15 protein-coding genes are annotated in these 12,890 nt (G+C 49.5%); 5 read left to right on the forward strand and 10 right to left on the reverse strand.

Going from position 1 to position 12,890, the window contains the following annotated elements; all coding sequences use genetic code 11:
• The first annotated feature begins 26 nt into the window (after positions 1 to 26).
• Complete coding sequence (locus FBQ74_RS06205) at positions 27 to 1,352, forward strand: alpha-amylase family glycosyl hydrolase (protein ID WP_139755851.1); 1,326 nt, start codon at positions 27 to 29, stop codon at positions 1,350 to 1,352.
• On the opposite strand, the gene FBQ74_RS06210 is transcribed toward FBQ74_RS06205, so the two are convergent.
• The 10 genes from FBQ74_RS06210 to FBQ74_RS06255 are packed head-to-tail and all read right to left on the reverse strand — an operon-like array spanning position 1,323 to position 8,755.
• Positions 1,323 to 3,005, reverse strand: coding sequence for a Na(+)/H(+) antiporter subunit D (locus tag FBQ74_RS06210; RefSeq protein WP_139755852.1), 1,683 nt, complete (start codon positions 3,003 to 3,005; stop codon positions 1,323 to 1,325). The genes FBQ74_RS06205 and FBQ74_RS06210 overlap by 30 nt on opposite strands.
• Complete coding sequence (locus FBQ74_RS06215; protein ID WP_139755853.1) at positions 3,005 to 3,298, reverse strand: hypothetical protein; 294 nt, start codon at positions 3,296 to 3,298, stop codon at positions 3,005 to 3,007. Before FBQ74_RS06215 ends, FBQ74_RS06210 begins: the two co-directional genes overlap by 1 nt.
• Positions 3,295 to 4,767 carry a proton-conducting transporter transmembrane domain-containing protein gene (locus tag FBQ74_RS06220; RefSeq protein WP_139755854.1) on the reverse strand — a complete coding sequence of 491 codons (1,473 nt, stop codon included), beginning with the start codon at positions 4,765 to 4,767 and terminating at the stop codon, positions 3,295 to 3,297. Before FBQ74_RS06220 ends, FBQ74_RS06215 begins: the two co-directional genes overlap by 4 nt.
• Entirely contained in the window at positions 4,764 to 6,263 is a 1,500-nt protein-coding gene (locus tag FBQ74_RS06225) for a monovalent cation/H+ antiporter subunit D family protein (protein WP_205912284.1), read from the reverse strand. Before FBQ74_RS06225 ends, FBQ74_RS06220 begins: the two co-directional genes overlap by 4 nt.
• Positions 6,263 to 6,631, reverse strand: coding sequence for a cation:proton antiporter subunit C (locus tag FBQ74_RS06230; protein WP_139755856.1), 369 nt, complete (start codon positions 6,629 to 6,631; stop codon positions 6,263 to 6,265). The genes FBQ74_RS06225 and FBQ74_RS06230 overlap by 1 nt, the downstream gene beginning before the upstream one ends.
• Positions 6,628 to 7,050 (reverse strand): Na(+)/H(+) antiporter subunit B, encoded by a 423-nt coding sequence (locus tag FBQ74_RS19095; RefSeq protein ID WP_139755857.1) that lies wholly within the window; start codon positions 7,048 to 7,050, stop codon positions 6,628 to 6,630. Before FBQ74_RS19095 ends, FBQ74_RS06230 begins: the two co-directional genes overlap by 4 nt.
• Entirely contained in the window at positions 7,043 to 7,603 is a 561-nt protein-coding gene (locus FBQ74_RS19100; RefSeq protein WP_139755858.1) for a DUF4040 domain-containing protein, read from the reverse strand. Before FBQ74_RS19100 ends, FBQ74_RS19095 begins: the two co-directional genes overlap by 8 nt.
• Positions 7,600 to 7,917: a monovalent cation/H(+) antiporter subunit G gene (gene mnhG / locus FBQ74_RS06245; protein WP_139755859.1), complete on the reverse strand. Its 318-nt coding sequence runs from the start codon at positions 7,915 to 7,917 to the stop codon at positions 7,600 to 7,602. Before mnhG ends, FBQ74_RS19100 begins: the two co-directional genes overlap by 4 nt.
• Entirely contained in the window at positions 7,917 to 8,213 is a 297-nt protein-coding gene (locus FBQ74_RS06250) for a monovalent cation/H+ antiporter complex subunit F (RefSeq protein WP_139755860.1), read from the reverse strand. Before FBQ74_RS06250 ends, mnhG begins: the two co-directional genes overlap by 1 nt.
• The gene (locus tag FBQ74_RS06255; protein WP_168190617.1) at positions 8,210 to 8,755 is read right to left on the reverse strand and encodes a Na+/H+ antiporter subunit E; all 546 of its coding nucleotides are present in this window, start codon (positions 8,753 to 8,755) and stop codon (positions 8,210 to 8,212) included. Before FBQ74_RS06255 ends, FBQ74_RS06250 begins: the two co-directional genes overlap by 4 nt.
• Positions 8,756 to 8,938: 183 nt before the next feature.
• Here FBQ74_RS06255 and FBQ74_RS06260 point away from each other — a divergent pair, with 183 nt between their 5' ends.
• The 4 genes from FBQ74_RS06260 (at position 8,939) to FBQ74_RS06275 (ending at position 12,812) form a co-directional block, all read left to right on the forward strand.
• Complete coding sequence (locus FBQ74_RS06260) at positions 8,939 to 10,852, forward strand: ATP-dependent DNA helicase (RefSeq protein WP_139755862.1); 1,914 nt, start codon at positions 8,939 to 8,941, stop codon at positions 10,850 to 10,852.
• A 13-nt stretch (positions 10,853 to 10,865) separates the two neighbouring features.
• Positions 10,866 to 11,549, forward strand: coding sequence for a tRNA (adenosine(37)-N6)-threonylcarbamoyltransferase complex dimerization subunit type 1 TsaB (gene tsaB / locus FBQ74_RS06265; protein WP_139755863.1), 684 nt, complete (start codon positions 10,866 to 10,868; stop codon positions 11,547 to 11,549).
• Positions 11,550 to 11,674: 125 nt separating this feature from the next.
• A complete protein-coding gene (locus tag FBQ74_RS06270; protein ID WP_139755864.1) occupies positions 11,675 to 11,980 on the forward strand; it encodes a hypothetical protein in 306 nt (101 codons plus the stop codon).
• An 88-nt stretch (positions 11,981 to 12,068) separates the two neighbouring features.
• A complete protein-coding gene (locus FBQ74_RS06275; RefSeq protein ID WP_139755865.1) occupies positions 12,069 to 12,812 on the forward strand; it encodes a Slp family lipoprotein in 744 nt (247 codons plus the stop codon).
• The last annotated feature ends 78 nt before the right edge of the window (positions 12,813 to 12,890 follow it).

Below are 12,890 nucleotides of genomic sequence, written 5' to 3' on the forward strand. Positions count from 1 at the left end.
AGACTTATTCAACGAAAGGCAACCTGATGTCGAGCTCGTCCTTCACACCGCAAAGTAAATATACACTTCAACAACCTGCCTGGTCGCGTGATGCGGTTATCTATCAGATAAACACCCGCCAATATAGTTTGACAGGCAACTTTGAGGCTGTAACAGCAGACCTGCCGCGAATAAAAGCGTTGGGTGCCGACATTATCTGGTTGATGCCGATTCACCCCATTGGCGAAAAAAACAGAAAAGGCTCACTGGGCTCACCATACGCTGTGAAAGATTATTATGGAATCAATCCGGAGTTTGGCAGTGAGGCTGATTTTCATGCCCTGGTAAAAGCAGCGCATTCACTCAACATGAAGGTTATTCTGGACTGGGTGCCAAACCACAGTGCATGGGATTGTAATCTGGTATCGGAGCACCCGGACTGGTATGCGAGGGATTTTAAAGGTGATTTCAGACCTTCTCCCTGGTGGGACTGGGACGATATTATTGAATTTGATTATGATAATTCAGCGCTGCGAGAGTATATGGTCGAGGCCATGAGCTACTGGGTTAAGCGTTTTGATATTGACGGTTTTCGATGTGATGTAGCCGGGTATGTGCCCAACGATTTCTGGTCACAACTTCGCGCCGCGCTGGATAACATTAAACCTGTGTTTATGCTGGCAGAATGGGAAAACCGGGACTTGCATGAAGATGCGTTTAATATGACCTATGCATGGAGCTGGCATGAAACATTAACCGGCATCGCAAAAGGCACACTGCCGCTCGACAAATTACGAAAATACTATTCCTGGAACGAACGGGCATGGCCGGCCTCTGCCTATCGCATGACGTTTGCCACTAACCACGATATGAATGCATGGGACGGTACGCAGGAGGAGCTGTTTGGCAATCTACTTAAAGCCATCATTGTTCTGTCTGTAATCGGTGAAGGTATGCCGCTGGTGCATAATGGTCAGGAAGCGGGGGATACAAAACAGCTGGCGTTTTTCGAGCGGGATCCAATTGACTGGGCACCACACGAAATCGGAGAGCTTTATTCAAATCTTATTGCTATTAAAAAACGCATTTCTGCATTACACAATGGCCCGTTTGGCGCCACTATGATTCAGCTGCCCAATAGTAAAATGGATCAGATTTTCAGCTTTACCCGAGTTCAGGGCAGTGACAAGGTTGTTGTTATCCTCAATCTTTCCCATCAGTCGGCAGTGTTCTCGATAAACTCGCCTCTGTGGCCGGGGCATTATACTGATCTGATGACCGGTAAGCTTTTTACCGCTGACGCAGCATCTGAACTTACACTCGACACCGGTGAGTTCAGACTTCTAGAGTACAAGGCTGCCGACCACCAGTAACATTAATGCGATAAACACCCATGCCATCCGCCGGGTCAGAATTGTCACTGTTCCGGTGGGCATCGGCGTGCTGCGTCGCGCGAACTGGTCAGCGATGATCCGGGCATTTCTTCTGAACGAAGAGCGGGCGCTGACCAGCGAATTAACCATGCGACGGCCCGATGATGGCAACAACCGACGATATAACCATTCCACATCAAGGTTCACAGAGCGCAACTCTGGCGGATACAGGCCTTGTTTGTTTAACCAGACAAAGGCAAGCGCTGAGAAGAACAGGATCTGTAGCTGAGTCAGCGTATGCGTCATATCATACGGAGAGTAGTCGTTTTCCCACGGCAGTAAACTATATAACCATTCAGGGTGCACACCTATCAGGATACACAGCGTGGCACCGATAGCCATCGCCAGTTGCATATTTAAAGGCGCTTCTTTAGGGCGGAGCCCCGAATCGTGGGCGAAAAAGGCAAAGAAAGGAATTTTTATGCCTGCATGGTGAAATACGCCGGCAGACGCAAATAATAACATCAGCCAGACAATAATCTGCTCCTGTTCAAGCAGCGCCGCCATTACCATACTTTTACTGACAAACCCGCTGAACAGGGGAAAGGCTGAAATAGAAGCAGCCCCAATCAGACAGAATACGGTTGTACGCGGCATGGTTTTATACAGCCCGCCAAGGTCGGAGCCATTAACATGTCCAACCCGGGTTAGTACTGCGCCCATGGTCATGAATAGCAAGCCTTTAAAAATAACATCGTTAAAAGCGTGGGCTACCGCACCGTTTAACGCCAGCGCGGTTCCCACGCCTATACCACAGACCATGAATCCGAGCTGGTTAATCAGCGAGTATGCCAGTACCTTGCGCAAATCATTTTCAATCACCGCGTAAAATATCGGGAAGCATGTCATAGCGGCACCGATATAGATAAGCAAAGGCTCACCCGGGAAGGTTCGGGCCAGAAGATAAATCGCCACTTTGGTGGTAAAGGCTGATAAATACAATGTGCCGGTCGGGGTTGCCAGCGGATAGGCGTCAGTAAGCCAGGTATGAAAGAACGGGAATGCACACTTGATACCCAGCGCGATAAATATTAACCAGGCCGCCGTGCCCTCAAGACCGATATAAGCGAGGCGAAGGGTACCGGTCTGCTGATAAAGCATAATAACACCGGTGAGCATTAACACCCCGGACAACACCTGAATCACCACGTAACGATTGGCCGCTCTGATGGCTTCGGGCGTTCGACGGGCCCATATTAAAAATGCAGAGGTGACTGCCAATAGCTCCCAGAAAATAAAAACAGTCAGCATATCACCGGCAAACACTGCACCCAGTGCGCTTCCTGCATACAGCAAGCCACTAACCTGTTGTACCGAATCTTTCACGTGCAAAGAGTAGATAAGCGCGATAAACGCGGCAATATGAAACAGGTATCCAAACAGCAGGCTTAGCCGGTCGATATAATACAAGTCCAGGATCAGGTCGGTGAACTGCCAGGTAACCCCTCCCGAGTCGGCTGCAGTCATCGCAAGGTTGAGGCCGCCCCATACCGGCGCAAGCAACAGCAGTACCCTCAGACGGCCTTTCAATACCGGCGCAAAAAGCGCAAAAACAAAGAAAACAACAAAGGGAGGAAGGTTAGTGATCCACATTACTGGTCATCCTCCTTCGTCTTCAGGTTTTGTCCGACCTCGGGATCGTAATAATCTTCTTTACGCATAAGAATATTGCGCAGCCCCTTTGCTGCGAAAACAAGCAGGACGCAGGCGACAAACCCGTAAATAGCGTAAAAAGCCGGAATCTTTTCTAACGATGTGTAGATATGCCGGTGAACGATAAAATCTGCCAGTACCAGCGCTGCGCAGATAACGTAAAATACCCGCAGAATCCAGGTGACTACTCTGGGATCGTCAAAGAGCCCTTTGTCTTCATGCTGATGACTCATTGGCCGTCTCCTGTGACAATTTCATTTGCCAAATCGTAGATAAGGTGCGGGTCGAAGAAAAAATAGATACATAACGCTGCCGGCACAGCCATCGCGATAAGGCAGGAAACCGGTGCCTCTTTGTATTGTGACTTGTCAGGGGCAGGCTTGAAGAAAGCATGCATCGGAACGGTCAGCAGGTACCAGATATTCAAAAGTGTGCTGACCATCAGCGTAACGGACAAAGACCACTGTAAGGCAGGCTGACCACTGAACCCGACAGCGCCGCTGACTAAATACCACTTACTCCACATACCGCCGAAGAAGGGCAGGCCGATAATACTCATTGCGCCAATAGTAAAAAACGCAAAGGTAAAAGGCATTTGTTTGCCCAGACCATTAAGCTCGCTGACTTTTGTCTTATGGGTCGCAACGAGAATCGCGCCGGCGGCAAAAAACAGCGTAATCTTGGCAAAGGCGTGCATTGCCAGGTGCATGGTACCGCCAATAAGGCCGCTTTGATTAAGCATAAAAGCGCCTAGTACAATGTAGCTAAGCTGACTGACAGTACTGTACGCGAGACGCTCTTTCAGATTATCCCTCGTCATAGCTACCAGCGATGCCAGCAAGATCGTAACCATTGGAATGATTAACAGATACTGCGATGTATCACTTTGTTGCAGAAATTCAGGGCCGGCGACGAAAAGTACCACCTTAAGTATGGTAAACACACCGGCCTTGACCACAGCCACAGCATGTAAGAGTGCGCTAACGGGGGTGGGCGCAACCATGGCAGATGGCAGCCAGCGATGAAATGGCATGAGGCCGGCTTTGCTCACGCCAAACATGAACAATAGCATTAATAGCCATAACCAGGACGTATCAAAATGCCCTTCCAGGATACCGCCGTTTGCGAATGTCAGCGTTCCTGCTGAAAGCCACGTTATAATCATCGCCGGCAGGAAAAAGCCAATAGATGATCCCATCAATATCATCAGGTATCGTCTGCCACCCCGACGAGCGGCGGGCGTACCGGAATGAGTGACAAGTGGATAGGTGGACACTGTCAGTACTTCGTAAAAAATAAATAAGGTGAACAGATTGTCAGAAAATGCAATGGCCATGACCGAGGCGATGGCTAGGGCAAACAGTGCAAAAAAACGTGTCTGGTTTTTTTCATGGTGGGCTCGCATATAACCCGCCGCATAAAGCGTTGTGACCAACCATAATCCGCTGGCGATAAGCGCAAATAAAATACCCAGGCGTGATACTGAAAACGCGATTTGTAAGCTTTCTATCGGTGCCGCGACGACCAGTGTCAGCGGTTCAGGTGGCGCCTGATAAAGCCACCAGATAACAGTGAACAGAATTGCCGCGGTGACCGCTGATACAGATTCACGAATATTCGGCCACCGACCAAGAAGGCTGATCAGTGCAGTGGCTATCAACGGCAGAGTAAGTGCGGCTAGCAGCATCCATGTATAACTCATCGCGCCGGTCCTCCGGTAAACAATGACTGTGCCGCTGTTTTCGCCGCCTCCAGGGGCAGGTCAGTATACAGGCCAAAGTAAATACAGGTGGCTACCAGCAGATAGCAACAAAAGGTAGCCAGTGGCATTGATGCGACAATATCCTGGCCTGACGGAACCTGGTGCACATGTAACTTTTCTTCACCGTCAAAGTAGAGTGCTTCAATGATTTTCCATACATACATAATGGCCATGATTGAAGCAATCAGCAGTGATGCAACCACCAGATAATTATTATTTTCCAGTGCTGCCTGCAGCAGATACCACTTACTGATAAAGCCGGCAGTACCCGGAACACCAATAAGACTAAGCCCGCCAATGACAAATGCGCCGGTCGTCCAGGGCATCGTTTTGCCCGCGCCGCGCAACTGATTCAGGCTGGTGGTATGCATTCGGTAAAAGACCATACCGGCAGCCATAAACAGCGCACCTTTGGTAATGGCGTGATTAAATAAATGAACAACTGTTGCGGTCAGGCCTGTCTCGTTGTTCAGACCAATACCTACAACCATGTATCCGAGCTGGGCAACAGAAGAGTAAGCCAGCAGTCGCTTGATGGAATCTTGCTGAATGGCTTTATAAGAGCCGTATAACATACCCAGGCAACCGCTTAGCAGTAAAAATGAGGGTAGTAGCAATTGTGACCAGTACTCCTGGGGGAATACATGATACAGACACCTGATCAGCACATACACTGCCACTTTGGTCGACGTTGAGGCCAGAAATACCGTGACCATCGAGGGGGCCTGAGTATATGCGTCCGGCAACCAGGAATGTAAGGGAAATGCCGCCGCTTTAAGAGCAAGCCCGATAAGGATGAATAACAGCGCGGTGATGACCAGCGCCATGGCATCAAATTGCCCGAAACGGCTGGCAATATCGGCCATATTAAGTGTGCCTGAGGCAGCATATAAAAAGCCAATGCCCAGTAAAAAGAATGTCGCGCCGAGCGTGCCGGCAATCAGATAATTAAACGACGCCACCAGCGCCTGACGTTTATGCCCCATAGCAATAAGGGCGTATGAGGATAATGAAGATATTTCCAGAAACACGAACAGGTTAAAGATATCTCCGGTCAGCGCCATCCCGAGTAAACCCAGCAATACTAGCTGAAATGCCGTGTAAAACAGATGAATCTGACTGTCGTGAACTTCTCGCTCCACGGACAGCCGTCCGAATAGGACACTGAGCAGCGCAAACGCGGTGACAATAACAGCCACCAGTGCATTTAATGAATCGATGACATACTCAATGCCCCACGGTGGCTTCCAGCCTCCTAATTCGTAGTGAATTACGCGACCGGTAATAACATCCTGTAACAGCATGAGTGCAATAATGAAGGTCGATGCGCCGACAAGTAACGACAATCCCCATGCAACATGCCGGTTTGCAATTAGCGCGGTAAGCGGCGCACTAATTAACGGTATAACAACCAGCAGTACCGTGAATGCTTCCATCAATCCAGCTCCTCCTTCTGAATCTGCTGGTGGATCTCATCTTCCTCAATACTTTCATAAGCGCGCTTTATACGAATGACCAGCGCGAACCCCAGGGCCATGGTTGCCACGCCGACCACTATCGCTGTGAGCATTAATACTTGTGGCAATGGGTTGGCATAGCGTGTGGCAACATCAGTGATAATAGGCGCAGTACCTCCATCTACCTTACCCACACTGACATAAAACAGAATAACTGCGGTCTGAAACACGCTTAGCCCCGCCAGCTTTTTCATCAGATTCGGACTGCTCATCATTGTGAACATTCCAATCATCATTACTGCGATAATCAGCCAATAGTTAAGGTGACCAAGTATATAAGCCGTCATTGTGGTGGGATATTCCTTGCGAACGTGTAAAACAGCAATAACATCACGCAGGCCACGGTAATGCCTACGCCAAGCTCAATTAAAATGATGCCCAGATGTTGCCCGGCGACAGGGGTTTCTGCCAGTACGCTATAGTTTAAAAAGGTACCGCCGCGAATGAGCGATACCACACCTACGCCACCATAGAGCAACACGCCGAGACAAGCGCCAATACGCAAAATCACTTCAGGTAAAACACGGGTGGTTGCGTCAACACCGTACACCAGTGCATATAGCAGAAAGCCACTGCTGAAAATAACACCGGCCTGAAATCCACCGCCCGGGCTATAGTCACCGTGAAACTGCACGTAGAGTGCAAATAACAGAATCACCGGTACCAGCCATTTTGTGACTACCCGTAATATCAGACTTTCACTCATTAGATTTCCTTGCGACCAGATGGACCTTTTCCCTGCGCCCCAGCAATAACAGTACGCCTATGCCCGCGGTGAGCACCACCGTAACCTCACCTAGTGTGTCAAAACCGCGATAACTGGCAAGCACCGCCGTCACCAGGTTTGGCACACCAGTCTCCTCCTGGCCCTTATCAATATAATGTTGTGCAACTTCCTGATAAGCGGGGGAGTTAGCCTCTCCAAAGTTAGGCAGATCCTGAATGCCAAAAATCAGCAATGCGCCCATGGCCAGACTAAGTGCAAGGGGCAGGGCGCGTTTGCCAGGCTTGATAGGGGCACTGTGCCCATGACGGATGGCCGCCAGTGTGGCAAGCATCAATACCGTTGATATACCGGTACCAACGGCCGCTTCGGTAAATGCCACATCCGGGGCATCAAGCACCACAAAAAGGCTGGAAACCAGCAGGCTGTACAACCCGAAGAGCATCACCATTGCCAGTAATACCTTGACCCGCATTACAGCAAAGGCAGTGACCAGTAAGAAAACCAGAAGCACGGTGTTCAACAATAAACTCATTTCAAATCCGCCTCATCATGGTTGTCCGTGGCATGGCCTTTAAGTCCCCACCGCCATGCGCTATGCGCCAGGGCGTAAGATGAGACCGGACTGGTAAACAGTAAAAACGCGAAAACAATAAGTAATTTGGCAGAGGTGAGTGACCAGCCAGACTGACATGCCAGCCCGGCGAGAAGCAAAAATGAACACAGTGTGTCGGTGATCCCTACCGCATGCAAACGCGAGTAAAAGTCAGGCAGACGGAACAATCCCAACGCACCGGTGAGACTTAGAATACAGGCAATAATTATCAGTAAATACGACAGTATCTCCATCAGTCTTCTCCGTTTTCTTCACGCTCAGTCGCAGCGAAAAAATGACCGCGTTCTACCAGTCGCAAGGCGGCGACCACGCCGATAAAGTTAAGCAGGGAATAGAGTAATGCGATATCCAGCAAGTCTTCCCGGCCTGAGAAAAAAGCGATGAGCGCGACCAGTAAAACGGCCTTCGTTCCAAACATATTTACAGCGAGGATCCGGTCAAAAACGGTTGGCCCGAGGAACGCTCTGGCCAGCGCCATAGCCATGGTTACAAGAAAAGCAATGCCAGCCCCCAGGTAAAGCGGCGTCATAAACTTACATCCTTTTCTTTAATTTTTTTTGGCGGGTAGTCAGAGGTGGCAGGTACAGGCACTGTTTTAACATGCTTATCTTTAATCCTTGGGATGATGTCGACCATCGCCCCGTTTTTCAGATCCTCAGCACCTTCTTTACTGACACTATGGATCAGTAACGTATCATCTTTGATTGCCATACTTACCGTGCCGGGGGTTAGGGTGATCGCATTGGCGAAAATGACCTTGGACAAAGGATTTGTAAATGGCAGGGGAATTTCCATGAACGTCGGTGATGCTTTGCGAATGCCGTAAATTCGTAAACAAACATCAATGTTAGACAGGATAACCAGCCAACTAAGCTTCACGACGTGGGTAAGCAGGTCACGGGTGACCGGCAGATAAAATTGTTCATGGTCAATTTCATCCATACGCCAGTCCATCCATAGCACTAACGCTACAGAGGCTAACCCTAAAAACAACAATAATGGCGTAAAATGCCCTGAGAGCAATACCCACAGCACGCAGAGTATTACCGCCAGCCTGAGTGTAGATTTCACGTTCTTGTCTCTTTTGTTATTGCTTTTTATAAAAGAAATATTTCTTTTTGTGTTAAGACTTTGTACTTACCGTAGCTGATAACACGATCAAAAATCAAAAATAGCCCGGTAAAAAATCAGCGGGTGTCGCCATGTCTTTTAATTATCTGGCATAATACGGTTTTTGCTGTTGTTCGGGTGACTATGCCTTCAATTTCTTCTGTATTTTCTGCTGACGGCCTGCTGGCCCGCACTATCGATGGGTTTGTTCCCCGTGATGCCCAGACTGAAATGGCTAAGGCGGTAAAAACAGCACTGGATAAAAAGCAAAGTTTAATTGTGGAAGCCGGGACAGGGACTGGCAAAACCTTCGCCTATCTGGCTCCGGCCTTGATGGGCAAAGGCAAAGCCATCGTGTCTACCGGCACCAAAAATCTGCAGGAGCAGCTTTACCATCGTGATTTACCGCTGGTTAAAAAGGCGCTGGGAAGTCTGCGTAAAACCGCGCTTTTGAAAGGGCGCGCTAATTATCTTTGTTTGCACCGGTTATCGCAGCATGGCGGAAATTCCACCTTGCTTGAAAAGGAAACGCTGGATCAGCTTTCAGCCGTAAAAACCTGGTCTACTACCACCAAAACCGGTGATATGGGTGAACTGAAAACCCTGCCCGAAGATGCCAGAGTGTTGCCTCTGGTAACATCGACGGTGGATAATTGTCTGGGACGGGACTGTCCGGACTACGAAGATTGTTATTTAGTGAAGGCCCGCCGTAACGCACTGGACGCAGATGTGATTGTGGTGAACCACCATCTTTTCTTTGCTGATATGGCGCTGAAGGACACCGGCTTTGGCGAGCTTGTGCCTGAAGCCGATGCGGTAATTTTTGATGAAGCGCATCAGATCCCGGATATTGCCAGTGATTATTTTGGTGAGGCACTGTCCACCCGACAGCTCAGCGAAATGGCCAAGGATATTACGCTGCTGTTCAGAACCGTACTTAAAGACGCCGGTCAGCTTGATAAAGCGGCGGACAAGTGTCGTATCGTGGCTGCTGACCTGCGCCTGCTTTTTCCTGAAACGCCTCAGCGAGGCAACTGGGTGGAAGCAATGGAGCGCGAGGATGTGCAGACTCAGATAAGTCGCCTGGCCGATGCGCTGGGGGTTTTACATGAAGTGTGTAAGCTGAATATTGGCCGTGATAAGGATCTTGATAATCTGTACGAGCGAATTGTTCAGGCTCGCGAACAGCTTGATGCCTTCAGGAATACCACACAGACCGGGGTGAGCTTATGGTATGAAACCAGTCCGCGACATCTGGTTTTGCATTTAACGCCGCTTTCCATTGCAGTAAAGTTCCGGCGTTTTATCAGCGATCCTCCACGTGGTTGGGTCTTTACCTCGGCAACGCTGATGGTTGACGATGGCTTTGAGCATTTTCAGCGCCGCATGGGGTTGGAAGATGCCACAACGCTGGGTCTGGACAGTCCGTTTGATTATCAAAAGCAGGCGGTATTGTGCGTGCCCCGCTATTTACCGGAACCCAACAGTTTTCAGTTAAAACAAACACTTTTGGAAACGGCGAAGTCCTTAATAAAAGCCAGCCGTGGTCGCTGCTTTTTGTTATTTACCAGCCATGCCATGCTAAAAGAGATTGCCGGCAAACTGGCTGATGAAGTCGACAACCCGCTACTTGTACAAGGAACAACAACCAAACAGGCGCTGCTGGCTGAGTACCTGGCTGATGAAAAAGCTGTATTACTGGGCACCGGCGCGTTCTGGGAAGGTGTTGATGTACGTGGAAGCGACCTGGTCTGTGTTATGATTGACAAACTGCCTTTTGCCTCGCCCGATGATCCGTTACTACAGGCGCGTATGGAAGATGTTAAAAAGCGGGGGGCCAATCCCTTTGCAGCCATACAAATCCCCCAGGCGGTTATTACCCTGAAACAGGGAGCCGGACGCCTGATCCGTGACCCGGGCGACAAGGGCGTGCTGGTGATTTGCGACAACCGCCTGGTCACCAAACCCTATGCAAAAACATTTCTCGCCAGCTTGCCTGATATGCGTCGTACCCGAAGTATCGGCGAGGTAGAAGCGTTCCTGTCTGAAATAGAGTAGAAGTGATAGATAAATGAGAATACTTGCCATTGATACTGCCACTGAGGCGCTGTCTGTTGCGGTGCAATACAACGATGAGATAATTGACCGGTTTGAGGTGTGTCCGCAGCAACACAGTCAAAAGCTATTGCCTATGGTAGACGAGGTGCTCGGTGAAGCCGGCTTATCACTAAAACAACTGGACGGGCTGGTATTTGGCCGGGGACCCGGCAGCTTTACCGGGGTAAGAATTGCGACAGGAATGGTCCAAGGTCTCGCGTTTGGTGCACAATTGCCGGTAGTGGGGGTAAGTACACTAGCAGCAATGGCGCAGCAAGCTATTACCGATGAAAACGCACAGACGGTGGTCAGTGCGATTGATGCGCGAATGAGCGAAGTTTATTTCGGCCAGTTCTCGGCACAAGATGGCCTGGCTGTGAGTTCAGGCGGCGAACAGGTATGCGCGCCGGATATTGCCGCATCAATGCTGCCTGAAACCTCTTTCCACGCAGTTGGCACCGGCTGGCAAGCTTACGAAGCGCTTAATCGTGCTGATGACAATATTGTCAAAACGCAGATCCTTTATCCTCATGCGCGTCATATGCTGTCGTTGGCTGCTCCTGAGTTTGCGGCCGGTAATACGCAGGATGCGATGTCGGTGATGCCTATTTATCTTCGCGATAAAGTGACCTGGAAAAAATTGCCGGGACGTGAGTGATAAGGCACATTTTTTGCAATTTTTTGATCGTTTGAAATGAATTGTGGCGTTTCGCAAGTGTATCTTACGTGAAGGCATGCCACACATATTACAGATAACGGGCTGGCTTATTTAATTTATTTTCTATGGAAATTCATTCTTCGCTTTCTATTGTTCAACCTCAGGATCGCTCGCGAACGGTCAGGCCTGAGCCGGTTGAATCTCAGTCAGGAAAAAAGCCCCATACAATTGAGCCGGCTGCCGTGCCTGCGTTTGTGCGCATGGCTGCTTCAGAAGATACGCTCAATAAGGCACATCGCTTCCACTCTGAAGCAATTTATGATCAGCCTCTGGGCAAAGCGCAGCACGCTGTCACAGAGTACATGAGCTTCGAGCGGGAACAAAAACGCGAAGCCATTCGCGACATGATGGGCGTGGATCTTTACGCCTGAAATACCTCTCTTCTTTTTATTCAGCTTTCATTCATCCACCAGTAAGATAATATCGTAAGGGATATTATGCTTTTGTTTGGGGGGGTTTATGTTTCTGCGAGCATTCACAGTTCTTTCGCTTATATTTATTTCTGCGGGTTGCGCCATCGTGCCGGATGACATTGATGTGGCAAATGAAAAGGCGTTAGTCGGCTATAAACAGGCAGCGACCAATAGTGCTGCTTCAGTTGGGCAACCAGCACGCTGGGGAGGGGTAATTGTTGAGGTTGAAAACAAACCTCAGCAGACATTTGTAGAAATTGTTCATTTTCCGCTAAACCATTATGGTCGGCCTAATACGTCTGATGACACTATCGGGCGTTTTAAAGTACAGATTGATGGTTTCGTCGACCCGATCATGTTTGAAAAAGGGCGGTCTGTAACGTTTGTCGGTGAGGTGGCTGAACCGGTTGCCGGGATGGTGGGTGAACAGCCTTATACGTATCCGCTAATCAAAGCCAAAAACTACCATTTGTGGCGAGAAGTCACTACCTACGATATATCCCCACTTTATTTTCATTACGGTACTGGCTGGTACTCGCCGTTCTATTATCGCTACTCACCGTTTGCGGGTTGGGGATACGGCGCCGGTTGGGGTTATGGTCCCGGATGGGGGTTACCCAGCTCTCGGGTACGGGTTATCGAGTCACGGGGTTTTAAACCTTCACTTACACAGCCTTCCAGACAGCAGCCACGGGTAAGCCGAGGCGGTAGTCAGCTTCAGCGTGTAAAAAATGATGCACTACCCACAAGACGCCCCGTCAAAGGCGGTGCGCAACCCGAAAAAAGATAGGCAGTATGATGCCGGCAGCTGCGGCTCGCTATTGCCGCCTGCCGGCAAAAAATTGCCTGTAATTATCGATCAAAACAG

The organism is Salinimonas iocasae (genome assembly GCF_006228385.1).
Taxonomy (GTDB): domain Bacteria; phylum Pseudomonadota; class Gammaproteobacteria; order Enterobacterales; family Alteromonadaceae; genus Alteromonas; species Alteromonas iocasae.